At 33.9% G+C, this 25,637-nt stretch carries 22 protein-coding genes and 1 pseudogene; 2 read left to right on the forward strand and 21 right to left on the reverse strand.

Going from position 1 to position 25,637, the window contains the following annotated elements; all coding sequences use genetic code 11:
- Positions 1 to 14 precede the first annotated feature (14 nt).
- The 15 genes and pseudogenes from V6C74_RS07750 to V6C74_RS07820 all read right to left on the reverse strand — a co-directional run bounded on the left by V6C74_RS07750 (position 15) and on the right by V6C74_RS07820 (position 17,417).
- On the reverse strand, positions 15 to 347 hold the full coding sequence (locus V6C74_RS07750; RefSeq protein ID WP_002453069.1) for a putative DNA-binding protein: 333 nt from the start codon (positions 345 to 347) through the stop codon (positions 15 to 17).
- Positions 334 to 1,593 (reverse strand): signal recognition particle-docking protein FtsY, encoded by a 1,260-nt coding sequence (gene ftsY, locus V6C74_RS07755; protein ID WP_002453068.1) that lies wholly within the window; start codon positions 1,591 to 1,593, stop codon positions 334 to 336. Before ftsY ends, V6C74_RS07750 begins: the two co-directional genes overlap by 14 nt.
- Positions 1,590 to 5,159, reverse strand: a complete 3,570-nt coding sequence (gene smc / locus V6C74_RS07760; RefSeq protein ID WP_002453067.1) for a chromosome segregation protein SMC — start codon at positions 5,157 to 5,159, stop codon at positions 1,590 to 1,592. Before smc ends, ftsY begins: the two co-directional genes overlap by 4 nt.
- Before the next feature lie 123 nt (positions 5,160 to 5,282).
- On the reverse strand, positions 5,283 to 6,020 hold the full coding sequence (gene rnc / locus V6C74_RS07765) for a ribonuclease III (RefSeq protein WP_002453066.1): 738 nt from the start codon (positions 6,018 to 6,020) through the stop codon (positions 5,283 to 5,285).
- Between the two features lie 116 nt (positions 6,021 to 6,136).
- Positions 6,137 to 6,370, reverse strand: a complete 234-nt coding sequence (locus V6C74_RS07770; protein WP_001830184.1) for an acyl carrier protein — start codon at positions 6,368 to 6,370, stop codon at positions 6,137 to 6,139.
- An 866-nt stretch (positions 6,371 to 7,236) separates the two neighbouring features.
- Positions 7,237 to 7,971 carry a 3-oxoacyl-[acyl-carrier-protein] reductase gene (gene fabG / locus V6C74_RS07775; RefSeq protein ID WP_002435264.1) on the reverse strand — a complete coding sequence of 245 codons (735 nt, stop codon included), beginning with the start codon at positions 7,969 to 7,971 and terminating at the stop codon, positions 7,237 to 7,239.
- Positions 7,964 to 8,890, reverse strand: coding sequence for an ACP S-malonyltransferase (fabD, locus tag V6C74_RS07780; protein WP_016898737.1), 927 nt, complete (start codon positions 8,888 to 8,890; stop codon positions 7,964 to 7,966). Before fabD ends, fabG begins: the two co-directional genes overlap by 8 nt.
- The gene (gene plsX / locus V6C74_RS07785) at positions 8,883 to 9,869 is read right to left on the reverse strand and encodes a phosphate acyltransferase PlsX (protein ID WP_002453062.1); all 987 of its coding nucleotides are present in this window, start codon (positions 9,867 to 9,869) and stop codon (positions 8,883 to 8,885) included. The genes fabD and plsX overlap by 8 nt, the downstream gene beginning before the upstream one ends.
- On the reverse strand, positions 9,862 to 10,431 hold the full coding sequence (fapR, locus tag V6C74_RS07790; RefSeq protein ID WP_002453061.1) for a transcription factor FapR: 570 nt from the start codon (positions 10,429 to 10,431) through the stop codon (positions 9,862 to 9,864). The genes plsX and fapR overlap by 8 nt, the downstream gene beginning before the upstream one ends.
- Before the next feature lie 273 nt (positions 10,432 to 10,704).
- Complete coding sequence (recG, locus tag V6C74_RS07795; protein ID WP_016898738.1) at positions 10,705 to 12,753, reverse strand: ATP-dependent DNA helicase RecG; 2,049 nt, start codon at positions 12,751 to 12,753, stop codon at positions 10,705 to 10,707.
- Between the two features lie 190 nt (positions 12,754 to 12,943).
- The gene (locus V6C74_RS07800; RefSeq protein WP_229716922.1) at positions 12,944 to 13,198 is read right to left on the reverse strand and encodes an excalibur calcium-binding domain-containing protein; all 255 of its coding nucleotides are present in this window, start codon (positions 13,196 to 13,198) and stop codon (positions 12,944 to 12,946) included.
- A gap of 12 nt (positions 13,199 to 13,210) precedes the next feature.
- Positions 13,211 to 13,804: pseudogene (locus V6C74_RS07805) on the reverse strand (thermonuclease family protein); the annotation flags it as partial.
- Between the two features lie 253 nt (positions 13,805 to 14,057).
- A complete protein-coding gene (locus V6C74_RS07810) occupies positions 14,058 to 15,125 on the reverse strand; it encodes a Glu/Leu/Phe/Val dehydrogenase (protein WP_002453058.1) in 1,068 nt (355 codons plus the stop codon).
- A 241-nt stretch (positions 15,126 to 15,366) separates the two neighbouring features.
- Positions 15,367 to 17,028, reverse strand: a complete 1,662-nt coding sequence (gene fakA, locus V6C74_RS07815) for a fatty acid kinase catalytic subunit FakA (RefSeq protein ID WP_002453057.1) — start codon at positions 17,026 to 17,028, stop codon at positions 15,367 to 15,369.
- Between the two features lie 14 nt (positions 17,029 to 17,042).
- On the reverse strand, positions 17,043 to 17,417 hold the full coding sequence (locus tag V6C74_RS07820) for an Asp23/Gls24 family envelope stress response protein (RefSeq protein WP_002453056.1): 375 nt from the start codon (positions 17,415 to 17,417) through the stop codon (positions 17,043 to 17,045).
- Positions 17,418 to 17,782: 365 nt separating this feature from the next.
- Between V6C74_RS07820 and rpmB the strand changes: the two genes are divergently transcribed.
- A complete protein-coding gene (gene rpmB, locus V6C74_RS07825; protein ID WP_002435210.1) occupies positions 17,783 to 17,971 on the forward strand; it encodes a 50S ribosomal protein L28 in 189 nt (62 codons plus the stop codon).
- Between the two features lie 96 nt (positions 17,972 to 18,067).
- On the opposite strand, the gene V6C74_RS07830 is transcribed toward rpmB, so the two are convergent.
- The 3 genes from V6C74_RS07830 to rsgA are packed head-to-tail and all read right to left on the reverse strand — an operon-like array spanning position 18,068 to position 20,229.
- A complete protein-coding gene (locus V6C74_RS07830) occupies positions 18,068 to 18,703 on the reverse strand; it encodes a thiamine diphosphokinase (protein WP_016898739.1) in 636 nt (211 codons plus the stop codon).
- 6 nt (positions 18,704 to 18,709) lie between these two features.
- The gene (gene rpe, locus V6C74_RS07835; RefSeq protein ID WP_002453054.1) at positions 18,710 to 19,354 is read right to left on the reverse strand and encodes a ribulose-phosphate 3-epimerase; all 645 of its coding nucleotides are present in this window, start codon (positions 19,352 to 19,354) and stop codon (positions 18,710 to 18,712) included.
- The gene (gene rsgA / locus V6C74_RS07840; protein ID WP_002453053.1) at positions 19,354 to 20,229 is read right to left on the reverse strand and encodes a ribosome small subunit-dependent GTPase A; all 876 of its coding nucleotides are present in this window, start codon (positions 20,227 to 20,229) and stop codon (positions 19,354 to 19,356) included. The genes rpe and rsgA overlap by 1 nt, the downstream gene beginning before the upstream one ends.
- Before the next feature lie 175 nt (positions 20,230 to 20,404).
- Between rsgA and V6C74_RS07845 the strand changes: the two genes are divergently transcribed.
- Positions 20,405 to 21,592: an MFS transporter gene (locus tag V6C74_RS07845; RefSeq protein WP_016898740.1), complete on the forward strand. Its 1,188-nt coding sequence runs from the start codon at positions 20,405 to 20,407 to the stop codon at positions 21,590 to 21,592.
- Between the two features lie 198 nt (positions 21,593 to 21,790).
- Here the strand turns inward: V6C74_RS07845 and pknB are convergent, their stop codons facing one another.
- The 3 genes from pknB to rlmN are packed head-to-tail and all read right to left on the reverse strand — an operon-like array spanning position 21,791 to position 25,635.
- Positions 21,791 to 23,794: a Stk1 family PASTA domain-containing Ser/Thr kinase gene (gene pknB, locus V6C74_RS07850; RefSeq protein WP_016898741.1), complete on the reverse strand. Its 2,004-nt coding sequence runs from the start codon at positions 23,792 to 23,794 to the stop codon at positions 21,791 to 21,793.
- Positions 23,791 to 24,534: a Stp1/IreP family PP2C-type Ser/Thr phosphatase gene (locus V6C74_RS07855; RefSeq protein WP_002453050.1), complete on the reverse strand. Its 744-nt coding sequence runs from the start codon at positions 24,532 to 24,534 to the stop codon at positions 23,791 to 23,793. The genes pknB and V6C74_RS07855 overlap by 4 nt, the downstream gene beginning before the upstream one ends.
- 6 nt (positions 24,535 to 24,540) lie before the next feature.
- The gene (rlmN, locus tag V6C74_RS07860; protein ID WP_002453049.1) at positions 24,541 to 25,635 is read right to left on the reverse strand and encodes a 23S rRNA (adenine(2503)-C(2))-methyltransferase RlmN; all 1,095 of its coding nucleotides are present in this window, start codon (positions 25,633 to 25,635) and stop codon (positions 24,541 to 24,543) included.
- Positions 25,636 to 25,637 lie beyond the last annotated feature (2 nt).

Below are 25,637 nucleotides of genomic sequence, written 5' to 3' on the forward strand. Positions count from 1 at the left end.
TTTAAAAATAATTACTACTCTAACTCTTCTAATTGAGTGATATATTCTTCTAGTAAATCTGAATTATTAAGAGATTGTTTCATTAAATCATAAATTTCTTGGCGTTTCTCAAATCTTCTATATAAACCTAGTTTAGTTTCATAATCTTCTACTAAATCGCCAGTTCTTCTTATATTATCATAAACTGCCTGTCTACTCACTTCAAATGTATCGGCAATTTCACTTAATGAATAATCTTGTAAATAAAATAATTCTAAATAGCTTTTCTGCTTTTGAGTTAATAATGATTGATAAAAATCAAACAAATAATTCATTCTAATTGTTTTTACTAAATCATCTTGGCCCATCTTGAGTACCTTCTTCAGTGTCAGTAGATGATTCATCTATTAATTCATCAGGGATATCTTCATTTTGTTCAATCATATCAGCAAATAAACCATACACGTAACTTTCAGGGTTAAATGGTTGTAAGTCATCAAGTTTCTCGCCTAAGCCTACATATTTAACAGGAATATGCAATTCATTACGGATGGCAAGAACGATACCACCTTTAGCAGTACCATCTAATTTGGTTAACACAATACCTGAAACATTTGTGACATCTTTAAATGAACGTGCTTGCGATAACGCGTTTTGACCTGTTGTAGCATCTAAACATAATAACGCTTCATGAGGTGCATCAGGGATAGATCGACTAATCACACGTTTCATCTTATCAAGTTCTTGCATTAAGTTAGATTTATTTTGTAAACGACCTGCAGTATCACAAATTAAAATATCCACACCTTTATTTTTAGCAGCGTTAATTGCATCGTACACCACTGCAGCTGGATCAGAACCTTCACTTTGGCTCACAACTTCAACGCCTACACGGTCTCCCCAAACTTTCAATTGTTGAATTGCACCAGCTCTGAATGTATCACCGGCTGCAAGCATAACTTTTTTACCTTCTTGTTGATAACGATATGCTAACTTACCAATCGTTGTAGTCTTACCTACACCGTTAACACCGACCATTAAGATAACGTTCAATCTTCCATCTTCAAGATTCATTGCTTCTGAATGATCATCTTCTTGGTGATAAATCTCAACAATTTTTTCTACAATTACTTCACGTAAGTCTTCAGTTTCTTGAATATTACGTCTTTGAGCTTCTGTACGTAATTCATCTGTCAATTTCATAACAGTATTGAAACCAACGTCAGCTGTAATAAGCATTTCTTCAAGTGCTTCAAAGAAATCTTCATCTACTTTTCTATATCGAGCAATTAGATTATTAAGTTGTTCTTGAAAATTTTGACGTGATTTTTCTAAACCAGCTTTAAATTTCGCACCAATTTTTTGAGCTTCAATTTCTTCAAAGTCTTCGATTGAGATTAAGCCATCTTCATCGAAATCAGCTTCACTTAATTTTTTTGGTTTTTTCTTAGGTTTAGGTTCTTCGATTGTATCATTAAAATTCGTTTCGCCTGATTCATTGGATGCATCCGAATCACTTGTTTCATCTGATTCCACATCTTCAGTTAATTCTTTTTGAATCTCATCTTCACTTTTACTTGAAAATTTATCTTTTAAGCGCTTAAAAAAGCTCATGCTTGTTCCTCCTTCATAACCTCATCTATAGTATTTAGGTTAACGCTAACTAACTTAGAAACACCTGACTCTTGCATTGTGACTCCATATAATCGGTCCGAGAACTCCATCGTTCCTTTTCGATGGGTAATAACGATAAACTGTGTTTGTTCTGATAGTTCATTTAAGTACTGTGCGTAGCGAATCACATTCGCTTCATCTAGCGCTGCCTCTACCTCATCTAGTATAACAAATGGAGCAGAACGTACCTTAAGAATTGCAAACAATAATGCTATCGCACTTAATGCACGCTCCCCACCACTTAATAATGAAAGATGCTGAAGCTTTTTGCCAGGAGGTTGAACAATAATATCAACACCAGCTGATAAGTAATCGTCCTCTGTTAAACGTAGTTCAGCTTGTCCACCACCAAATAATTGTTTGAAAACAGTTGTGAAGTGGTCTTGGACTGCATGGAAGGTATCTTTAAAACGTCCTTCAACTTCGCGATCCATTTCATTAATAATTTGTTCAAGCGTCTCTTTAGCTTCTCTTAAATCTGTACGTTGTTCATTGAGGAAGGTATAACGTTCATTTAATTCCTCAAATTGTTCAATAGCATTTAAGTTTACTGGGCCTAATTCATCTATCGACATCTTCGTAAGTTTGACTTTCTTACGTAAACTTTCAATCGGTTCATTAGATTCATATAAAGTACGTGCCCTCTCTACCGTTAATTGATATACATCATTGAGATGGTCTATAGCATGATTAATCAACACATCTAATTTTGATTGTTTTGCTTTAATATCTTGATAATGATTTTCGATAGCTAAAATATCTTGATGACACACTTGGAGCTGACTTTCATTTTTCTCAATTGTTTCATTGATGTTGATACGTTGTTGTTTAAGTTCTTCATGTTGTTTATTAAGCTGATCACGTGCCTCTTCTTGTTCTTGAATTTGAGATTTTAAATTCTCAAACGCTTGTTCACCCATCATTTCATCAGAATTAAATAGCTTTATTTTTTCTTCAACAGTATTGATTTGTTGCTGCGTAGATTCTTGTTGTTTAACTAAACGTTCAATCTCTATTTTTTGAGATTTTATTCGCTCTTTCACTACTGCTAAATCAGATTGCTTTTGATGAAGTTGTTGTTGTGTTTTAGTTGTTGATTCTTTACCTTCTTTAGACAATTGAGTATAACGTTCAATTTCGCTCTCTAATTCAGTCAATTGTTGTTGAATTTCAGATAAACGTGCTTGTTTTTGAGTTAAAGTTTCTTTACTTTTATCACTTTGATAACCATCATTCTTCTCAAATTCAAATTCTTCATGTTCGTTCTTGAGATGTGTCTCTTGTGTTTTCAAGCGATCTAATTCTAATTCATGATGATGCACTTTTTCTTTCAAGGTATTATATTGTTGACTCGCTTCAAAATACTGCTCACTTAATTGTTCGGCCTTATCTTTTGATTCTTTAAAATGACGTTCAAAATCAGCAGTTTGACGTTGATAATCCTCAAGTTGGTGACGCATCGTTGATAGTTCATCTTTTTGAGAAAGAATACTTTTCGATTTTCTTGCGCCACCGCCAGTCATTGAACCACCAGGATTAACTACATCTCCCTCTAAAGTTACAATACGAGTGCGATAGCGTATAGCTCTAGCTAATTCATTAGCATGTTTTAAATCATTTACGATGATTGTATTTCCTAATAAATTTTCAATGACACTTTGATACTTGGAAGACACTTTTACAGCATCTGAAGCAATATCAATAAATCCTTCAGTTTGACGGGCTATATCCTTAATATCTGAAGCAATATGTCGTGGCTTAATGACATTTAAAGGTAAAAATGTCGCACGCCCTAAATTGCGTTGCTTTAAGAATTGAATGGCTTGTCTCCCATCTTTCTCACTATCAACAATGACATGTTGTAGTGATGCACCTAAAGCTGTTTCGATTGCTTGAGTCATTTGGGATGGAACATCAATCACTTCAGCTACAGCGCCGTGAATGCCTTTTAATTCATTATTTTTTGCTTTAAGGATATGCTTAACCCCATTAAAGAAATATGTGTAATCCTCTTCTTGAGTAGCTAAACTATCAATTCTAGATTTTAATTTTTCATTATATCGGTAAGCTTGATATAACTTATCTTCATATTCAGATTGCTGTTTTTTAGATTTTGTTAAGTCTTTTTCAATGCGGTGAATTTGTTGTTCAGCTTCCGATAAAGCCTTTTTTGAAATTTTATTACTTTTTTCAGTTTCATTAATGTTATTTTGTATCTCTTTTAACTGATTAAATGCTTCAACAAGTCTGGAATCTAATCTAGATTTTTTCGCTTCGTTTTCATTAATTGTATGTTCAAGGAAACGTATATCATTATTAACATCCGATTGTTCAGACATTAACGTATAATAATTATTCTTGATTTCTTCAAGCTTTTCATCATGTTTTTCATCAGAAACATAGAGCAGTGACTCTAAATCCTGTACTTCTTTATTAAGATGCTTCTGTTTGTCTTTGAGCTCATTTAATGTTTCTTCATTTTGATGTTTATCATGCTCAATCGTTTTCATTTGGGCATTTAAATTTTCTAGTTCTTCTTCGTATCTAGCATTCGTTTCTGATTGGTTCTTTTTACGTTCTTCTAATACATTTAATTTCCCAGCAAGTTGTTCATATGCTTCAGTTGTTTTAACTAATTCATAATTTAATTTTTCAATATCATAATCAACTTGCTGACGTTCACCTTTATACTTTTGCAATAATTGATTTACTTGGGCTTGTTGAGCTTCTTTGTCGGCTTGTTGACTTTTTAACTCATTTAAACGCTGGTCTAATTGAGTATTATCTTCATTATATTGATCGATGTCATGAACCGTAACAATAACATCGCTTTGTTCCATTTGTTTAGATAATTGTTGATATTCTTTAGCAATAGCTGCTTCTTCTTTAAGAGGCTCAACTCGACCTTCTAAGTCATATAAAATATCTTCAACTCGAGTAAGATTGTCTTCCGTATGATCTAGCTTATTTATAGATTCAGCTTTACGCTTTTTATATTTTAGTACGCCAGCAGATTCTTCAATAATTTGTCGACGGTCGATAGGTTTAGCGTTTAATATTTCATCAACTCTACCTTGTGAGATGATACTGAATGCTTCTTTTCCCAGACCAGAATCTAAAAAGATTTCGATAATATCTTTTAAACGCGCACGATCGTTATTTAAATAGTACTCACTTTCTCCACTACGATATAGACGCCGAGTGACTACTAATTCATCTGAATCAATCTGCAGTTTTTTTGAATGATTATCTAATTTGAGTTTAACTTCAGCGTAGTTCTGAGCCTTTCTGTGTTCAGCTCCTGAAAAGATAATATCTTCCATTTTGGAACCACGTAACGACTTAGCTGATTGTTCACCCAATACCCATTTAATTGCATCAGTAATATTACTTTTACCACTACCATTAGGACCAACAATAGCTGTCACACCTTTATCGAATTGGACATTTGTATGGTCGGCAAAAGACTTAAATCCTATGGCATCTATCGATTTTAAATAAACCATCTTATTCTCCTTATCACATTCATGTTGAGTTTATCAGCATGTCACAATACAATCTAATGATTACTTATTCTATTGATAATAATATGTATGCGTATGCTCCTCTATAGATGTCATTCATCTACATTAAAATGACTCATTTTTCTTCATTATCTTATAAGCTTGCTCGGCTGCCTTTTGTTCGGATTCTTTTTTCGTCTTTCCTTTACCTTCTGCAACTGCATTATTTTCTAAAATAACTTCAGAAGTAAATAACCTATGATGTGCAGGACCTTCTTCTTTGATTAGCCGATAGGTCACATCACCTTTATTTTGTCGATGTACATATTCTTGAAACTGCGTTTTGAAGTCCACCACACCAACTAATTCATCATCTTCAACATATGGGAAAATGACTTTCTCAGCGAACTTCCATACAGTATCTAAACCTTGATCTAAATATAGAGCGCCTACAAACGCTTCAAAAGCATCAGATATTAACGATGGTCTTGTTCTACCACCTGTTTTCTCTTCACCTTTACCTAATAAAATAAGTTCATTTAAATCAATTTTATTTGCAAATATTACAAGTGAGGGCTCACAAACAATTGTTGCACGCATCTTTGTCAGATTACCTTCTGGCAAATGAGGATGCTTATCAAACAAATAGCGTGAGACCGTCAATTCTAATACCGCATCACCTAAAAATTCTAAACGTTCATTATGATCAAGTCGATTCATATTAAAATCATTGATAAAACTCGAATGCGAGAACGCTTGTTGATACAAATCGATATTATTGAAACTAAAACCCCACTCATCCATTTTATTGGCAAATTTTTGTTGAAATTCTATGACCATTTCTCTCTTTTTATGGTTAGCCACTGCCTAACCTCCTAACTCTAAACTAAATAATTATATATCTTAATTTTACGTGAAAATATAATAAAACTAAAGAAAAAATCTGAGCCGACGTGAGTGACGACTCAGATGTAAGTTTATTATTTTTCTAAGCTATTGATGTACTTAACAGCATCACCAACAGTGTTGATTTTTTCAGCTTCTTCATCAGGAATTTCAGTACCAAATTCGTCTTCTAATTCCATTACTAATTCAGCGATATCAAGTGAGTCAGCGCCTAAATCATCTTTGAATGATGCATCTTCAGTTACTTTGTCAGCATCAACACCTAAACGGTCAACGATGATATCTTTTACTTTATCGAAGTTTTCCACGTCGATTCACCTCCTTTAAAAGTGTCTATCCATAGACTACTATATTTTCCCATTTTACTTTCTAAAATACAAGTAGAATTTTTAGAAACACTTAGCACTTTAGTGCTTAGTGTTTCTTATGCAGTTGCGCTAGCAACTGTAATCCTTCTAACTAAAATGCACTTTAGTGCTTATATAGTATCACTTTCATTTTTAATGATTAGTGATAATTACACAATGGCTTGTCCATTGTGACCATTATAAATAAAATGCTATATTCCTCAGTTCATTACAACCGCTTTGCGGTTACATAAGTAACACTAACTTTCACCTCGTGAAAGAAGTGGATTTGCACTTCATGACTTACTTAAGATTTCACTTACTTCATTTATCTACTTTTGTCATTCGTGCTTACTTCAAGGATTACAACCGCTTTGCGGTTGCATAAGTAACACTAACTTTCACTTCGTGAAAGAAGTGGATTTGCACTTCATGACTTACTTGAGATTCCACTTACTTCATTTATCTACTTTTGTCATTCGTGCTAACTTGATGGATTACAACCGCCTTGCGGTTGCATAAGTAACACTAACTTTCACTTCGTGAAAGAAGTGGGCTTGCACTTCATGACTTACTTGAGATTTCACTTACTTCATTTATCTACTTTTGTCATTCGTGCTAACTTGATGGATTACAACCGCCTTGCGGTTGCATAAGTAACACTAACTTTCACTTCGTGAAAGAAGTGGGCTTGCACTTCATGACTTACTTGAGATTTCACTTACTTCATTTATCTACTTTTGTCATTCGTGCTAACTTGATGGATTACAACCGCCTTGCGGTTGCATAAGTAACACTAACTTTCACTTCGTGAAAGAAGTGTTACTTTACATATACATACCACCGTTGACATGAATTGTTTGACCAGTAATATATTTAGCTTTATCTGAAGCTAAGAATGCAACAGTATTCGCAATATCAGTATCCTCACCAAAACGTGCTAATGGAATTTGTTCTAACATTTGATCTTTAAGTTCATCGCTTAAAGCATCAGTCATATCAGAAACAATAAAACCTGGAGCTACTGCATTAACAGTAATACCACGAGAAGCTAATTCGCGAGCAGATGATTTAGTTAAACCAACCACTCCTGCTTTAGTTGCTACATAGTTTGCTTGTCCAGGATTTCCCACTGCACCAACAACACTTGATAAATTAATAATCGCGCCTCCGCGTTGACGTAACATTTGAGGTGTTACTTTTTGGATACAGTTAAATACACCTTTTAAATTAGTGTCAATAACATCGTCCCATTCTTGTTCTTTCATACGCATTAATAAATTATCTCTAGTAATACCAGCGTTATTTACTAATACATCAACTGAACCGAATTGGCTTACAACTTCTTTAATCATAGCCTTCACTTCATCGCCGTTCGCCACATTAGCTTGAATAGCAAAGCTATCTACACCTTTAGCTTTGATTTCTTCAACCACAGCTTCAGCTTTATCTTTACTACCTGCATAATTGACAGCAACATTATAGCCTTCTTCAGCTAATTGTAATGCGATGCTACGCCCGATACCACGTGAAGCACCTGTAACTAAAGCACTCTTACTCATTTTCATTCCATCCTTTCACATCTTCAAGTGTTTGAATTGAAGTAATTTTAACATCTCTATTAATTTTTTTAATTAATCCTGATAATACTTTGCCTGGACCAATCTCAATAAAGTGATCTACACCTTGTTCAATCAACCACTCTGTCGATTTTATAAATTGAACAGGTGAATACAATTGCTTAACCATATTATGTTTAATCACTTCAGCGTCTGTCTCGCCTTGTGCATTAAAGTTTTGTACGACAGGGAAGTTAGCATCATGCCACTCAAACTGATTAATATAAGAAGCAAAATCTTCTTCAATCACACTCATCATAGATGAATGGAATGGCCCTGAGACTGCTAGAGGAAGTACACGTTTAGCTCCTAAAGATTTACCTTCTTCAACTAATTTATCGATTAAAGTTTTATGACCTGAAACAACAATTTGTCCTGGTGAATTAATGTTAGCAGGTTCAATTAATTCTTCTTCATTAGATAAATCTTTACAAATCTTATCAACGTCTTCGTAATCTAATCCAAGTACAGCAGCCATACTACCTACACCATTAGGAAATGCTTGAGCCATAAGTTGTCCACGTTTACGAACAATCTTAACTGCATCTTCAAATGAAAGTACACCACTAGCTACTAAACTTGAATATTCACCTAAACTATGACCCATTGTAAAATCAGCATTTAAATTTTCTAATGCCTCTAATAATGCCACACTATGAGTTAATAAAGCAGGTTGAGTATTTTCAGTTTCACCCAGTTTACCTTCCTCATCAGTAAACATTGTTTCTAATAAATCAAAATCTAGTGCTTCTTGTGCTTGATTTAAGATTTCAGTTGAACGTGTTTCTTCATTATATAAGTCACTTGCCATTCCAACTTTTTGAGCGCCTTGCCCAGGAAAAATGATTGCCGTTTTACTCATTTTTACCACCTACCGTTTCTCTCATTGTTTGAACTATATTTTCTTCTCCAGCTATTTTGGCTTGTCTTATGGCTGAATAGAATGCTTTAGCATTTGAACTACCATGTGCTTTTACAACAGTTCCATCTAAGCCTAAAAGTACTGAGCCACCGTACTCAGAGTAGTCCATTTTCTTAGAGAAAGCGTCTAAGTCTTTCTTAAGGATAGCACCAGCAATTTTATTTTTAAAACTACCTAAAATAGTCTCTTTTAACATTTTACCAATAGATTTTGCAGTACCTTCTAGGTTTTTTAATACCATATTTCCGGTATAACCATCGGTAACGACCACATCTGTATTGCCATCCATTAGTGTTTTAGCTTCAATGTTACCTTGAAAATTAAATGAATGATCCTTTTCAAATAATTCATAAGCTTTTTTCGTTAATGAGTTACCTTTAGCTGCTTCAGTTCCTATATTTAATAATGACACTGAAGGATTCTTTATACCACGAATCTTTTGAGCATAGATATTACCTAATTGTGCGTATTGTAATAGATGCTCGGCCTTAGCATCAGCATTAGCTCCCACATCTAAGAAGACAAAGCCTTTACCATCAATTGTAGGTAATGTAACTACAAGAGCAGGTCTTGAAACGCCTTTTATACGACCAACAATAAACAATCCTGCTGACATTAATGCTCCAGTATTCCCTGCTGAAACACATCCATGTGCTTCTCCAGATTTGACAGCTTCTGCCATCTTCACCATTGAGCTATCTTTCTTACGTTTAATTGTTCGAACAGGTTCATCTTCCATTTCAATCTTTTCAGAACAATGTCTAAACTCAATACGATCGTGATTTAAATGATATTGTTCTTTATCTCCAAAAAGAATTATCTCTAAATCTTTAAAGTCTTCTACAGCTTTTTTAACTGCATCGAGTACGATACCTGGCGCATCATCTCCACCCATCATATCAACTGCAATTTTAACCATTGAATTCATCCTCACTTATATAAAACATTTTAAAATTCCCTTTAAAAACTAATTTATCTTTCACATATGAATTAACTTCTATAATATAATGCTTACATGTTTTATCTATGACTTGAGCCTTTGCTCTTACCGTATCATTTAATTTCACTTTTGCGATAAATTCAACCTGACTTTCCTGTGTCAGTACTGTTGGATTATGTATTAATGCTACGCACAAAGAATTCGCCTGCGCAAAGAGGATATGTCCTCTAGCAATTTGAGTTTTAGCAAAGACAGTATCTTCAGTAATCTCAATTAGAGATTGAGCTTCAATATCTGGCTCAACTTGTATTAAGTCTCCAATAATTTCATTAGCTTCAATCGATCTAATTTGACCATAGTTCTGTTCTGCCACTAACTTAATTCTCTTACGTAACTCAGGAATATTTAAATGTGTACGGTCTAAACGTATTGTTTGAATACTCACGCCAAACTTTTCGCAAAGTTCATGATCAGTAATAAAGGGGTTAGCATCAATAGCATTTTGAATAGCTATTCTTCGTTCGTCCTTCTTTAGTTTCAAACTCTCACCCCTCATTTTAGTACCAAGTCTTAAATATTCCTAACATATCATAACACTTTCTGATTCAATTCCTCAACAAATAACTGCACTGTCGTCATCTTTTCTACTTTAAAAATTTTTATCTTTAAAATATGCTCTGTGGCCAGTGGCCCCGATCCCCAGCTTGCACTGTCCGTTGACTTTCGCTTACGAAAGTCTCTTTGCTGGGGCCCCGCTAGTCCCTACTTCCATGGCCGGTAGCATTTCTTTTCGAAATGCTCTGTGTAGGGAACCCTAATCAAAACTGGTGTGTAGGAGGTTGTTTTGGATGAAGGTTCTGAGTTGTGTGTATGGTTGTTGGAAGAATTGTCCTGATTGTATGAGTTCGGCTGCTTCGTCTCTTGCTACTTCTAACATGCGATAGTCTTCTACGACGTTGGCGACTAGAAAGTCTGGTAGTCCGCTTTGTTTAACTCCAAAGAAATCTCCTGGACCTCGCATTTCTAAATCTCGCTCACTTAGCTCAAACCCATCTGAAGTTTGAGTCATAATTGTCATACGCTCTATACCAGTTTCAGTTTTTGGAGAAGCAATAAGTACACAATAACTTTGATGTTCACTTCTTCCCACACGTCCTCGTAATTGATGTAACGTTGATAAACCAAAACGATCTGCGTCATAAATCATCATAAATGTAGCATTTGGTACATTAACACCAACTTCAACTACAGTGGTTGAAACTAATATATCAATTTCTTTATCACTAAATCTTTGCATCACATCATCTTTTTCATCAGGAGTTAACTTACCGTGTAATAATCCAACTTTGTCTGCTCCATAATATTGTTGTAACGATTCGTATAACGCAACCACATTTTGAACATCTTCTAAATGCTCTGAACTTTCTATTAATGGACAGATTACATATGCTTGTCTACCTTTACGTAATTCACTCGTCATTTGCGCTAAAACTTGTTCATACTGCTCATGTTTAGCCCAGCTCGTAATAATAGGCTTTCTACCTTTAGGTAATTGTTTAATTGAGGAAACATCCATTTCACCAAAGACTGAAATAGCTAATGTTCGAGGTATAGGCGTCGCTGTCATAAATAAAACATTCGTCATAGCACCTTTCTCTCTCAACATTTGACGCTGGTTAACACCAAATCGATGTTGCTCATCTGTAATAACTAACCCTACATTTTCAAAAACAACATCGTCTTGAATAAGCGCATGAGTACCGATTAAGCAATCAATTGATCCATTCTCCAACTGCTCTAAAAGTATACGTCGCTTCTTACCCTTAACTGAACCAGTTAAAAGTGCAACATTCATCGTATCTCCAAACAATTCCATTAAACTTTCAGCGTGTTGCTCAGCTAATATCTCTGTCGGCACCATCAGAGCAGATTGGTAACCTGCCGTTTTTAATGCATACATACAAATTGCTGCGACTACTGTTTTACCAGAACCTACATCTCCTTGAAGTAAGCGATGCATACGAATAGGTGCCTTTAAGTCTCTAAATATTTCATTAACACTTGCTTTTTGTGCATCTGTAAGTTCAAAAGGTAAGCGATTGATAAATTGTTTAACTTTAGATATATCATAATCGATCTCAATCGCCTCATCTGATGACTTCTCTAAACGATTCAACCACTGCATGCGTAGTTCAAACATAAATAGTTCTGTAAAGGCATATGTTCGACGGGCTTTTAACAAACTTTGTTTATCCTTAGGGTGATGTAAAGTGCGTAATGTATATTCTAATGTTTCTAATTTATATTTCTCTCTTAAATCATCTGATAACCACTCATGTATCGTGACATCCTCTAACGCCTGTCTAATGTTATCTCGAATTTGTTTCTGTTTAATACCTTCTTTAATGCGATACACAGGCTCTAACTGAACATCATCTTGTGGTGATTGTTCATTAAAGAACATGCGATTGCCATTAATTTCTTGCTTAGCGCGATTCCACTTACCTTTTACTGTCACGGTACCGTGTAATTCAATTTTCTTTTTTAAATAAGGTTGATTGAAAAAGACACACTTAACCGCAATGTTGTTCACCATTATATGAACAGTGAGTTTAGATTTATTTCTACCAAAAAAGGCTACCGCTGGTGTTGAATATACTTCTCCTTGAACTGTAACTGTAGATTGATCTTCTGCTTGGTTTAGGTCAATCACAGTATTATCTTCATAACGCGTAGGTAAATAGAGTACAAGATCTTCTACAGTATTTATATTTAATTCTTCTAATATAGTTAATCTTTTCGGACCAATTCCTTTAATTTTGTCTAAAGTGTAGGGGCTTTCGATTAAATGTACTTTTGTCATGATCTATCACCTAAAACTTAATAATGTTTTTCTTCAATAGTCATTATATATTCTATCATGTTCATCTTAATTATTTGATTCACATACGTTAATAATTTGGAAAATTAACCTCAAGTCATTGTTTCATCATACAAAAAAGCTACTAACATTTTGAAAAATGCTAATAGCTTTGAAATATTTTTCTTTTTAATTATCTAACTTCACAAGCATAGTTATCTTTATCTCGATCTAGTTTAGCCCGATAAGCAGGATGTCCCTTTTTAACGCCGTGAGGATATTTCTTTCTTAAAGCTGTACAGTTTTTAAAATATTCTTTCTTAGAGGTACTTTTAGCTTTAGAAGGTGTCTTAGATTTTTTTGAATAATGATGTATCGTAGCCGGTTTAGTTGAAGTTGGTTTAACTGCTGTGTGTTTTTTCTTAGTCGAAGTTAGAGAAGTTTTCACAGTATTGGATACACTCCAAATATTAAGCTTTTCAGCTTTAGCCTGAGCTTCACTTGTTCTAATTAATTGTTCATACGTGTTGTTTGGTGGATAAACATATTTCACTCTAGCAAGGCCTTGTCTTACAACGGCATTGTTAACCATTTTCCCATCGGCATACACATATGCTAATAATCTTCCGTATTTATCAGTTCTTTGCCCTTTATCAAATTCTACTTCAATTTTTTTCGCTTTTGTCATCATGTTTGTAGTAAATGCACTTGCTTCTGGACCATATTTTTGAACTGGTTTTCTAGGATCTTTCGTTTCAGGTGTATCAATAAGTAATAGTCTAAACGTTGCAACTTTACCTTTGTAATTTAATTTCACTGTGTCGCCATCAATGACTTTAACTAAAGTCGCTTTCTCTTTATGTAATCCATTAGCTGCATGTGCTTGATGTGTATTAAACGTTTGACCTAATGTTGAGAATACAATAACAAATACAGCTAATAGCGAAATAACTCGCTTATACTTTAAACTAGATGATTTAGCCGTATATTTTCGAATACAAATAAAACCTAAACATAAAGTAACTAGAATCGATAAGAGAATCATCTTTTCCATTTCACACCTCTTTTATATGTAATATACATTTATTCTATAACATATTTATTTAGAATAGTGTATATTTTTTGTAAAAAGTGTTTATATCATTAATTTTCGTCATAATCTTTTTAACTTAACTAGAACACTTATATTTCAATACAACGTATTAGCGTATAGTATTGATCCGTTATATTAAATTTTATAAAAAAGCACGACAATGATTTTAAACTTTTAATCATTGCCGCGCTAAACTTACTTTAAATCTATTCTTTTATTTTCTAATATCTTTAATATGAGAAATTTGCTTCATTCTAGTTTCAGCAAAGTGTTGAGATGCTTCAAGTGGTGTTTCATTATGTTCATCTGAAATATCAAAGATGTGTTTTAATATTTGATCGATACTTTCAATACTTTCTTTAGCTCTTTCCTCATTATAGCCATTTAATTCATCAGCAGTATTGATAACACCACCACTATTTACAATGTAATCTGGTGCATATAGAATACCTTTATCTTCTAACATTTTACTATGTTTATCTTCATCTTTTAATTGATTGTTAGCTGAACCACATACTGCTTTTACTTTTAATTGAGGAATCGTATCATCATTTAAAACACCACCCAATGCACAAGGTGCAAAGATATCTGCGTCTACAGAGAATATATCATCTGGTTCAACAAACTCCGCACCGAAATCATCAACAGCTCGTTGTGCATTGTCTTTATTAATATCTGTAACAATTAATTTTACACCATCTTCATTTAATAAACGGCATAACTCGTATGATACATGACCGACACCTTGAACAGCGACTGTTTTACCTTCAAGTTTATCTCCATCGAATTTTTCTGCTACAGTACGTTTCAATGCAATATAAATACCATAGGCAGTCATAGGACTTGGGTTACCGGCTGAGCCAAATGATTTACTAGTTCCGCATACATATGGTGTTTCTTTATATATTAAGTTCATTTCATGTTCAGAAGTACCAACATCTTCTGCAGTATAATAACGACCATTTAATGTATTAACATAACGACCTAACGCTCTATAGAATGCTTCTTCATTCTGTTTATCAGGTGCGCCCATCACTACTGTCTTTCCTCCACCAAGGTTTAAACCAGCAGCAGCATTTTTATATGTCATGCCACGTGCTAAATTCATTGCATCCTCAATGGCCTCTTCCTCAGATTCATAATCATTTCTAACACGACATCCACCTAATGCTGGTCCCAATGTAGTATCATGGATACAAATGATTGCCTTAAGCCCTGTTACTTCATCTTGACAAAAGACAAGTTGTTCATAGTCTTTTTGCTCCATAGTTTCAAAAATCATTAAGAATACCCCTTTACTAAAAATTTTATCCACTATTCGCATACCCTGACATAAAGCGGTTAATCTCAATTATAAACACGCACAATATTAGCTAAATTGGGAATTATATGAAAATTCTTATTATACTTTTTTAACTTAGTTTTCCAAAACAAAATTTGTCATGTCATAAAGAAACAGCAATTCCTATCTCGTTAAAAAATAGAAATTACTGTTAAATAAATATTTAATAAATATGAAATTGCTATTCAACTGCAAAGAAATACTGATAAATAGGTTGACCACCCTCATGATGTTCAACTTCCACACCTGGATATGTTTCTTCAATCCATTCACTTAGTTGTTCAGTGACATCTTGATTAGATTCTTCCCCACTAATCATAGTTAAAATTTCACTATCGTCAGTAAGTAATTTGTCTAGTAAACCTTTCACCGCTGTTAATTGATCAGCATCGCTTGTTACAATTTTATCTTCTGCTAGTCCCATAAATTCATCTTTTTTAATTTCGATACCATCAATTTTAGTATCACGGACTGCATAAGTGACTGAACCTGATTGGACTTCCTCAAGTGCTGTTTCCATATGATTTTTATTATCTTCAAGAGATAACTCTTCATCATATTGGAATAAAGCAGTAATACCTTGAGGTATCGATTTAGTTGGAATCACTACAGTATCAACATCAACGATACTTGCTGCTTGTTTACTTGCCATTAAAATATTTTTGTTATTAGGTAAGATAATTGCTCGCTTACATTCGGATTGCTCAATAACTTTAACAATATCCTCTGTTGAAGGATTCATTGTCTGTCCGCCACTAATGATGTGAGTTGCACCCATAGATTCAAACAATTCTGAAATACCGTCACCCATGGAAATTGTGATTACGGCTGTTTCCACAGTTTTAGGTTGATCTACTTTGCCTTTTTGTTCTTGTCCACTTTGTTCTTTGCGAATAACCTCTCTATGTTGCTCTCTCATATTTTCTACTTTAAGTTTAATTAATTCGCCATACTGTTGCCCATAATTAAATACATCACCAGGATGTTCTGTATGAACATGAACTTTTACGATTTCATCATCATTTATTACAAGTAATGAGTCACCAAATTCACTCATATCATTTCTAAATTCCTGCTCTTCAAATGGTTTTTTATTTTTACCAAAACGAACCATCATCTCTGTACAGTAACCATAAACAATATCTTCAGTATTGATTACACCGTGAAAATCATGGTCATCATTGACAAGTGATTCCGTATCTAATTTAGGAGCTTGAGCTTCTACTTTTTCTCCTTTTAGACCTTTAAGAAAACCTTCATATACGCATAATAATCCCTTACCACCACTGTCAACGACACCTACTTCTTTAAGCACTGACAATAAGTTAGGTGTATTGTCTAACGATTCCTTAGCAGCTTGTATAGTATGCTCCATAAGTTCAATACAATCTTCTGTGCTTTGAGCTTTATCAACTGATGCAGCAGCTGCATCTTTTGCGACAGTTAAAATTGTTCCTTCAACTGGTTTCATTACTGCTCTATATGCTGTTTCCACTCCTGCTTGAAAACTCTCAGCTAGTTGTTGTGCATTGATATCGTCATTATTTTCGATGTTTTTACAAAAACCTCTAAATAATTGAGAAAGAATAACGCCCGAATTACCACGTGCCCCCATAAGTAATCCTTTAGAGAACGTCTTTCCTAACTCACCAATATTTTGAGATAGATTATTTTCTACTTCCTCGCGTCCAGAAGTAATTGTTAGATTCATATTCGTCCCAGTATCTCCATCTGGTACAGGATAAACATTTAAAGAATCTACTAAATCTGCATTATTTGATAAATTTTGAGCCCCTTGTATAATCATATCGGCAAATAATTTACCATTTATTTTGCTAATCATTTCACGATGTCCTCCTAAACCTTTTTGCCTGTATCGTTTACACGTACACCTTGTACGAAAATATTAATAGAATTGACTTTAACATTAAGTGTTTTTTCGAGTGTATATTTAACTGTGGATTGAAGGTTACTAGCTACTTCAGAAATTTTCACTCCATAACTCACAATAATATACATATCTATATCAATCGTGCCATTTTCTTCTCTTACTTTGATGCCTTTAGCATAATTATCATGTCCTAGAATCTCAGCAATACCGTCCCTTACTTGTTGTCTAGAAGCCATACCGACTATGCCATAACTTTCAACGGCTTTACCACCTACTACAGATGCAATCACTTCATTTGAAATATCAATTTTGCCATAATCATTTGAAATTTCTAATGTCATTTTTGTTTCCTCCTGGAATTCTCATGGTTTATGTTAAAGGTGCTTAAGCTTTATCTTATTATTTTAAATTGTTTAATTCAAAATTTCTAAAAATTAGAGCAATTGTAAAAAATAACAATTACTAATCATTTCAATTTCGTTATTTTTCTACCTAAAATCTAATTCAATTGTATAATTTCAACTATTGCTTTACAGTATCATACTATATAACTCCACAGCTTACAATTATACCATAATTATGGCATATGTAGCGTATCGAATTTTAATTAGATTAAATATTTATTGCTCAATTACCCTTTATGTGTTATCTTATTAAAGTATGTAAGTAGTAATGTGTATTTATATTTATTAAAGGAGGTACTTTCATGGGTAAACAATGTTACGTAACAGGTCGTAAAGCTTCGACTGGTAATAATCGTTCACACGCTTTAAATGCGAACAAACGCAGATGGAACGCTAACCTTCAAAAAGTTAGAATCCTTGTAGACGGAAAACCTAAAAAAGTTTGGGTTTCTGCACGTGCTTTAAAATCTGGTAAAGTTACTAGAGTTTAATAAATATAATGCACTAAAAATGCCCTTATGTGGAGGAGCACATTTTTTAGACCTTAAAGGCTATTGGCCTCTAAGGTCTTTTTTATTGCTGTATTTTTAATCAGTACTTCTCATTTGTAAAACAGTTCCCTTTTCCACATTCACCTTAGCAACATTTGTTGTAACTTCATTTGAAATAGTTAATGTAGAACCCGATTCTAAATGCTCGTGACTCAAATTATATTTAAATCCTTCTAATGATATGATTACCTCATCGTTTAATGGAATAAATGAAATGTATGGATAGGTACTATCTTGGTTAACTTGATGTTCACCTTGACTTAGTAAAGTAATTTCATTTTGCACATCTATAATTTGAATATTGATATGACACTTTAAATATTCAGGCTTTTGTAAAATTTGAATTACTCCCATAAAATGATCTAATCTCCCGCCAGTTGCTCCGTAAATTGTAATTGACGAATATCCTTGTTCTACAGCCTTTTGCACGCCAAGTGCGAGATCAGTATCATCTTTTTCAGCTTTTACAGGATGAATATTTAATTGATCTTTTAATATAAGTCTTTCCTCTTCATTGACTGAGTCAAAGTCTCCTACAGAAAATACAGGCTCTATACCATTTTCAACAAGTATAAGCGCACCTCTATCAATACCGGCCCAGTGTGAATGTTGTTCCATCATAAATAAATGAGTGGGGAGTAATCGATTCGAACATAATAAATTAATTTTCATAATATATTAGCCTTTCAATGCATTTGTGACCTTTGCATAGTCGTCTTGTTTAAAGAAATAAGAACCTGTAACAAGCATTGTTGCGCCTTGCTCAACACAATATTTACTTGTTGAATCATTTATGCCTCCATCAACTTCAATATCGAATGTAAGATTATTCTCATGTTTAATTTGGTTGAGTTGTTCAATTTTGTTAATACATTGATCAATAAATGATTGTCCACCAAACCCTGGATTAACAGTCATAACTAAAACGTAATCAACAATACTTAACACAGGTAAAATAGACTCTACAGGCGTGCCTGGATTGATGACAACTCCGGCTTTCTTCTTATGTAATTTAATTTCTTCAATTGCACGGTGAATATGTGGAGTTGCTTCTACGTGAACTGAAATCATATCTGCGCCATGCTCAGCAAATAAATGTATATAGTTTTCAGGCTGTTCAATCATTAAATGTACATCAATTGGTAATTTAGAATAACTGCGTACTGCATCCAAAAGCGGTATACCTATAGAAATATTAGGTACAAACTTCCCATCCATAACATCGAAGTGTAAGCCATCAACATTCGCTTTCTCTAAATGATCTAATTCTTCTTTTAAATTTAAAAAATCAACTGATAAAAGTGAAGGTAAAACCTTAACCATTAATATCGTACCTTTCTATTAGAGATTTCATTAAATAACTGTAAATAATGCTCATATCTAAATTGAGCTATTTCTCCCTCATCAACTAACTGTTTAACGTTGCATTTAGGTTCTTTGATATGATTACAATTTCTGAATTTACACTCTTGTCCCGCATCCTTAATATCAACAAAATAATTTTTAAGTTCATCTTTTTCAATATGATCAAAGTCGAGTGCACTAAACCCTGGCGTATCAGCAATATAACCATAAGTTCTCTCATATAATTCTACATGTCTAGTCGTATGCTTACCTCTATTCAATGATTTCGAGATATCATTTGTTTCTAAATTTAACTCTGGGCGATAATGATTAAGAAAAGTAGTTTTACCTACACCTGATTGTCCGCTTAAAACAATCAAACCATTGTTCCATTCATTGACAATATCGACTCTATTATCGTCTTTACCAATAAACTGTGTACGGTATCCAATTTCTTGATATACATTTAGCATAGCTTGAATGTATTCACGGTCATCCTCTGTAGTTAAATCTTTCTTAGTAATCAGTATTCGAGGTTCTAAATCATAAGAATGTGCTATGACTAAGAAACGATCAAGTAATTGAGTTGAAAATTGAGGCTCAACAGCACTCATTACAATAACTAGCTCATCTATATTACTGACAGGTGGTCGCTTAAGTTCATTTTCTCTTTCGTGAACATGATGAATATAGCCCTCTTGTTCATTTTGAACTTCAAAATCTACGATATCTCCTACTACCGGAGAAAATTTTTTCTTTCTAAACAACCCTCGTGGCTTGGTGTCAAATCGAACACCATCAACATCTACTTGATAGACACCACTAATGAGTTTAACGATACGTCCAGTCTTCAAATCGACACCTCTCTAGATTCATTTTACTATTCATAGTATATCAAAATCATTGTAAATATAATACGTTTAACCTAGTTTCTTAATGGCATATAGTTCAATTAAATTAATCAAATTATCTTGTCACTTCTCTAAGCAAGTGATACGATTTTAACATCTGTCAAAAGGAGGGATAGTCATGCCTAATGAAAAATTAGATAGACACATTAATTTATTATTAGTAGTAGGAATTATGTTGGTAGCAGCTAACTTACGTGCTCCCATTACATCGGTTGGCGTGGCATTACCTTCTATTAAAGAAACATTACATACAACTAACAGTGCACTTAGTTTAATGACTGTAGTTCCTTTAATAGCATTTGGAATTGTATCATTTTTTGCTTCTAAAATAGGCAATACATTAGGTTTAGAACGAACAATATTCGGAGCTTTAATCTTTATATTTTTAGGTATCTTATTACGGTCAATAATTGGACTAAGTTGGCTATATATTGGTACAACACTTATTGGAATAGGTATTGCGTTCGGTAATGTATTAGCACCAGCTATAGTTAAAACACGGTTCCCACTTCATATTGGTATTATGACGGGGCTATATACCGTAGTAATGAATGTTGTAGGAAGTTTAAGTTCTTCAGTTATAAGTCCATTAACCTCACATTTCAACTATGCAATCGCATTAGGACTAATGTCTGTGATTACTTTATTTACTATCATTATATGGACTTTTCAACTAAAGCAACAACCACCTAGAGCTACCAACACTGTTCATAGTCAAATCAACATTTGGAAGTCTCTATTAGCTTGGCGAGTTACAATTTTTATGGGTGCACAATCTCTTATCTTTTATACAATTATTAATTGGTTACCAGAATTACTAACCGATCACGGCATATCTATACAAACCTCAGGTATCTATGTATCAATATTACAAATTGCTATTATACCTTTAACTTTCATCACACCTATTATTACTACAAAAATGAAATCACAAGTGCCATTAACTTTATTAACGAGCATTCTTTTTATGATAGGCGTACTTTGTTTAATATTTGTTAATTACAAATATGTATGGCTAGGCATCATCTTAATAGGTGTAGCAAGTGGTCTAGCATTTGGATTAGCTAACACATTATTCGTTGTTCGTACTGAAAGTGGACAAACTGCGGCTAAATTGTCAGGCATGGCACAATCTATTGGTTATTTACTTGCTGCGATTGGTCCATTCTTATTTGGAATTTTCCACGATTTAACACATAACTGGACACTATCACTTAGCGTGTTACTCGTTACGTCACTACTGATTCTTCTCTTCGGAACAAAAGCAGGTAGTCAAATAACTATTGAACAAACGAAAACAAAATAAAAAACTAACTAAGCAAAATGAGGCTGAGACATAATTCATTGTCTCAACCTCATTCAACATATTGGCAGTAGATGTCTGAATTGAAAGTGCGCTTATATCAAGCTTCTTTCAATCCTAGTCATCCTTGCCGAGGTGGGACGATGAAAATAATTTTGACAAATTATATTTTCTGTCCCACTCTCATTTCATATAATTATATTAATCATCATAGCCAACATCTTTATCGGCAACAATTTTATTATCAACACGTACAGTGTATCCCGCTGTTTTACCTTTTTCAATTTTTAAAGGTATGCTAATCGTTTTATCCTTAGAAATTTTATAAGTTTGTGATGCTGAATTTCCAGTGTTGTCTTTATCTCTGATAAAGACTTCTACTGTTTGACTCTTACCTTTACTTCCTGAGTAAGGCACCTTAACTGTTTCAGTTGTAGTTTTCACATCACTATCGTCGGTGTCGTCATCGCCCTCACCAGACTTGCCTTTTGAAACGGTTAAATTAATGACAGAGCCTTCATCTACTGATTTATTTTTTGGTGATTGAGAAATAATATTCCCTTTTTTAACTTTGTCATCATTTTCTTGAGTGGCTTGTACTCTAAATCCTTTAGATTCCAGCTCTTTTTTAGCTGATGAATAAGATTTATTTTCAAAATCACTCACATAAACTTGACGTACACCTAGTGACTCGTAGATTTTTATATGATGATCATTTAGAGCGACTTCACTATTTGCTTCTACACTTTGTTCGGAAATTAAACCTTTGTCTACTGAGCGACTATATGCTTGTTCAACATCAATATCTTTTAATCCTAAATCTTTTAGCTTCTTAACAGCTTCGTCTTTAGGCAGTCCCACAAGATTTGGCATTTTTACTTTTTGAGGACCCTTAGAAAGAATGATATCAATCGCTTCTCCCTCTTCTACACGTTCACCACTATTTGGTTCAGACTTGATGATTTGACTTTCAGGGTATTTATCACTGTATTTCCTGGATATATCGCCCATGGTCAAGTGATGATCTTTTAATATTTGCTCTGCTTCTTTTTCAGTTTTTCCTGATAAATCTGGCATTTCTTCATACTTACTGCCAAATACGCCCATGCCAATAAATCCAACTAATCCGGCTAACAACAACGCGAATATTAGAGATAGGACAATTATTTTCATCTTAGAGTGTTTCTTCTTAGGTGGTGGCGAATAGCGCCCCTCTAACGATTGAAATTCTTGCTGACGTACTGGTTCATTTACAATGGGTATTTGCATTGTTTTATTTAAATCATCATCGTTATGCGTACTATTCATCTTTTTATTGAGTTCATCTTTAGTAAGTGGAACTGTTTTAGTTTTATCTAATTCATATTTTTCCTCGTTCGCACGGTTCTCATGTAGAGCACTGGTTAAGTCATCACACATTTCTTGAACAGTATGATAACGATTATGTTTATCCTTTTCAGTGGCGCGTAACACAACATTGCTTAACGATTGTGGTACTTCTTCGCGTTTATCAGTAGTAATATTGGGTATTGAATCTTGAATATGTTTTATTGCAATACTAACTGCAGTTTCCCCATTAAATGGAGGTTCACCCACTAACATTTCATATAGCACAATACCAATTGAGTAAATATCTGTACCTTCATCAGTTGATTCACCTTTAGCCTGTTCTGGTGAAAGATACTGTACTGTTCCAAGCACGTGATTCGTTTGTGTTAAGGATGTTTCACTTAACGCTTTAGCTATACCAAAATCAAAGATTTTCAACGTTTTGTTTTTATCTATTAATACATTTTGTGGTTTAATGTCCCGATGCACAATTCTCATGTCATGTGCATGTTTAATACCACTTAAAATTTGCTCAGTAAATTTTATAGCTGTTTCTACACTTAAAGGGCCATGACTATGTATGTATTCAGCTAATGTTGGACCTTCAATATATTCCATCATTAGATAGAAACATTCGTCTTCTTCATCTACATCAATCATACTTACGATGTTTTCATGTGAAAGCTGAGATGAATTATGTACCTCTCGTTCAAAACGTTTTAAGGTTTCTTCCTTCTCACGGGGTGGAATTGAAATAGCTTTGATTGCGACTTTACGATTGAGTATTGTATCCTCTGCTAAATATACAATACTCATACCTCCGCCACCGAGTTTATCTATAACTTTGTAGCGTTCATTAACCATCTTTCCTATCATACTTTGTCACCTTCTATCGATGACAGTATGAAACTAACGTTATCTTGGGAGTCATGGGACATCGCTAAACGCATAAGACGTTCACAATGTGCTTCAATGGTGTCATCTTGATTGAGCTCCTCCTGAATTTCGTAATCTCTAACGTAATCCGTTAAGCCATCCGTATTTAACAATAAGAAGTCATAAAAGTTAATTCTTTTAACAAACAAATCAGGTGACACGCGTTTATCAGTGCCCATAACTTTAGTAATGATATTTCTTTGTGGATGATTAAAAGCTTCTTCTTTAGTAATTTGACCAGTTATAACAAGATGATTAACAAAGGAATGATCACTTGTAATTTGCTCTATTTGTCTCTGATTAATAACATAAGCGCGAGAATCTCCAACATTAGCTACAACAACTTGCTTGTCGTAAACAATTGCGCACACAAGAGTTGTACCCATACCATTATAATCTGGATTTTCTTGAGCGTAGTTATACAATTGAAAGTTAATATCTTTAATGTTTGAACGCAACCATGATTCAGCTTGATGGATTTCAATGAGGTTTTCATCTTCAAAACGTTTTTGAAGTTCATACGTAACGAATTGACTTGCTACTTCACCGGCTTTATGACCACCCATACCATCGCATAAAACTAACAGCTGCTGCTGAGTTTGGTTATAAAAAATACCGCCAGCATCTTCATTTTTATCTCTATGTTGCCCAGTATCCGTGAAAAATTGTGCGTTTAACATATGTCTTTACCTCGTTTCTACTTGTCGTTCCTTTGCTCTTAATTGACCACACGCTGCATCAATGTCTGATCCTTGTTCACGTCTTATTGTAGCATTGATTCCTAATCTCTTTAATTCTTTTTCAAATTTAAAAATATCATCTTTAGGAGTTTTAACATAATTACGTTCAGGTACATGGTTTACTGGAATTAGATTTACATGACAGTTTAGATTTTTAATTAAGTGTGCTAAGTCTCTTGCATGTTCAAGTTGGTCATTTACGCCACCGAAAAGACCATATTCAAATGTAACACGACGATTTGTTTGTTCTTGATAATATTTAATCGCTTCCATTAATTTTTCAACATTATAAGCACGGTTAATCGGCATCAAACGAGAACGAATTTCATCTTTAGCACCATGTAGACTTACTGCAAAATTAATTTGAATGTCTTCTTCAGCGAAATCATAAATTCTAGGAATTATACCGGAAGTGGACACTGTAATATGACGAGCCCCAATATTTAAGCTATTATCATCATTAACGATTCTTAAGAAATCCATCATCTCATCATAATTTTCAAATGGTTCCCCGATACCCATAATTACGATTTGAGATACACGCTCATCCGTTTCGTCTAAAGCTTTTTGAACTGTGAGTACTTGAGACACTATTTCTCCCGCTTCTAGATTTCGCTTTAAACCACCTAAAGTAGATGCACAGAATGTACAACCGATACGACAACCTACTTGTGTTGTGACACAAACTGAATTACCGTATTCATGTCTCATCAATACCGTTTCGATCGTGTAACCATCTTGCAATTCAAATAAAAATTTAATCGTTCCATCTTTACTTTCTTGCTTAACTACTGTCGTCAATGTAGTCATTGCAAAATTATCTTTTAAAACTTGACGTAATTCTTTAGAAAGATTCGTCATTTCATCAATACTATCCACTCGTTTTTGATATAACCATTCAAAAATTTGTTTGGCTCTAAATTTTTGTTGTCCGTGGTCAATTAACCATTGCTGCATTTCATCATAACGCAAAGAATAAATTGATTGTTTATCAAAATTAGGTAAGAACTTATTCTTTTTCTTTTTTTCTGCAGTAATCATTC

It is taken from the genome of Staphylococcus capitis subsp. capitis (assembly GCF_040739495.1).
Taxonomy (GTDB): Bacteria; Bacillota; Bacilli; order Staphylococcales; family Staphylococcaceae; genus Staphylococcus; species Staphylococcus capitis.

Bases quoted from the DNA above. Each gene is read 5' to 3' on its own strand.
- fabG (WP_002435264.1), bottom strand. From the start codon at position 7,971: ATGAGTAAGAGTGCTTTAGTTACAGGTGCTTCACGTGGTATCGGGCGT.
- rpe (WP_002453054.1), bottom strand. From the start codon at position 19,354: ATGGTTAAGGTTTTACCTTCACTTTTATCAGTTGATTTTTTAAATTTA.
- smc (WP_002453067.1), bottom strand. From the start codon at position 5,159: ATGGTTTATTTAAAATCGATAGATGCCATAGGATTTAAGTCTTTTGCC.
- V6C74_RS07845 (WP_016898740.1), top strand. From the start codon at position 20,405: ATGCCTAATGAAAAATTAGATAGACACATTAATTTATTATTAGTAGTA.
- V6C74_RS07810 (WP_002453058.1), bottom strand. From the start codon at position 15,125: ATGATTTTTGAAACTATGGAGCAAAAAGACTATGAACAACTTGTCTTT.
- recG (WP_016898738.1), bottom strand. From the start codon at position 12,753: ATGACAAAAGTACATTTAATCGAAAGCCCCTACACTTTAGACAAAATT.
- V6C74_RS07750 (WP_002453069.1), bottom strand. From the start codon at position 347: ATGGGCCAAGATGATTTAGTAAAAACAATTAGAATGAATTATTTGTTT.
- ftsY (WP_002453068.1), bottom strand. From the start codon at position 1,593: ATGAGCTTTTTTAAGCGCTTAAAAGATAAATTTTCAAGTAAAAGTGAA.
- V6C74_RS07855 (WP_002453050.1), bottom strand. From the start codon at position 24,534: ATGTTAAACGCACAATTTTTCACGGATACTGGGCAACATAGAGATAAA.
- V6C74_RS07830 (WP_016898739.1), bottom strand. From the start codon at position 18,703: ATGAAAATTAATTTATTATGTTCGAATCGATTACTCCCCACTCATTTA.
- rpmB (WP_002435210.1), top strand. From the start codon at position 17,783: ATGGGTAAACAATGTTACGTAACAGGTCGTAAAGCTTCGACTGGTAAT.
- fabD (WP_016898737.1), bottom strand. From the start codon at position 8,890: ATGAGTAAAACGGCAATCATTTTTCCTGGGCAAGGCGCTCAAAAAGTT.
- rlmN (WP_002453049.1), bottom strand. From the start codon at position 25,635: ATGATTACTGCAGAAAAAAAGAAAAAGAATAAGTTCTTACCTAATTTT.
- pknB (WP_016898741.1), bottom strand. From the start codon at position 23,794: ATGATAGGAAAGATGGTTAATGAACGCTACAAAGTTATAGATAAACTC.
- plsX (WP_002453062.1), bottom strand. From the start codon at position 9,869: ATGGTTAAAATTGCAGTTGATATGATGGGTGGAGATGATGCGCCAGGT.
- V6C74_RS07820 (WP_002453056.1), bottom strand. From the start codon at position 17,417: ATGACATTAGAAATTTCAAATGATTATGGCAAAATTGATATTTCAAAT.
- fakA (WP_002453057.1), bottom strand. From the start codon at position 17,028: ATGATTAGCAAAATAAATGGTAAATTATTTGCCGATATGATTATACAA.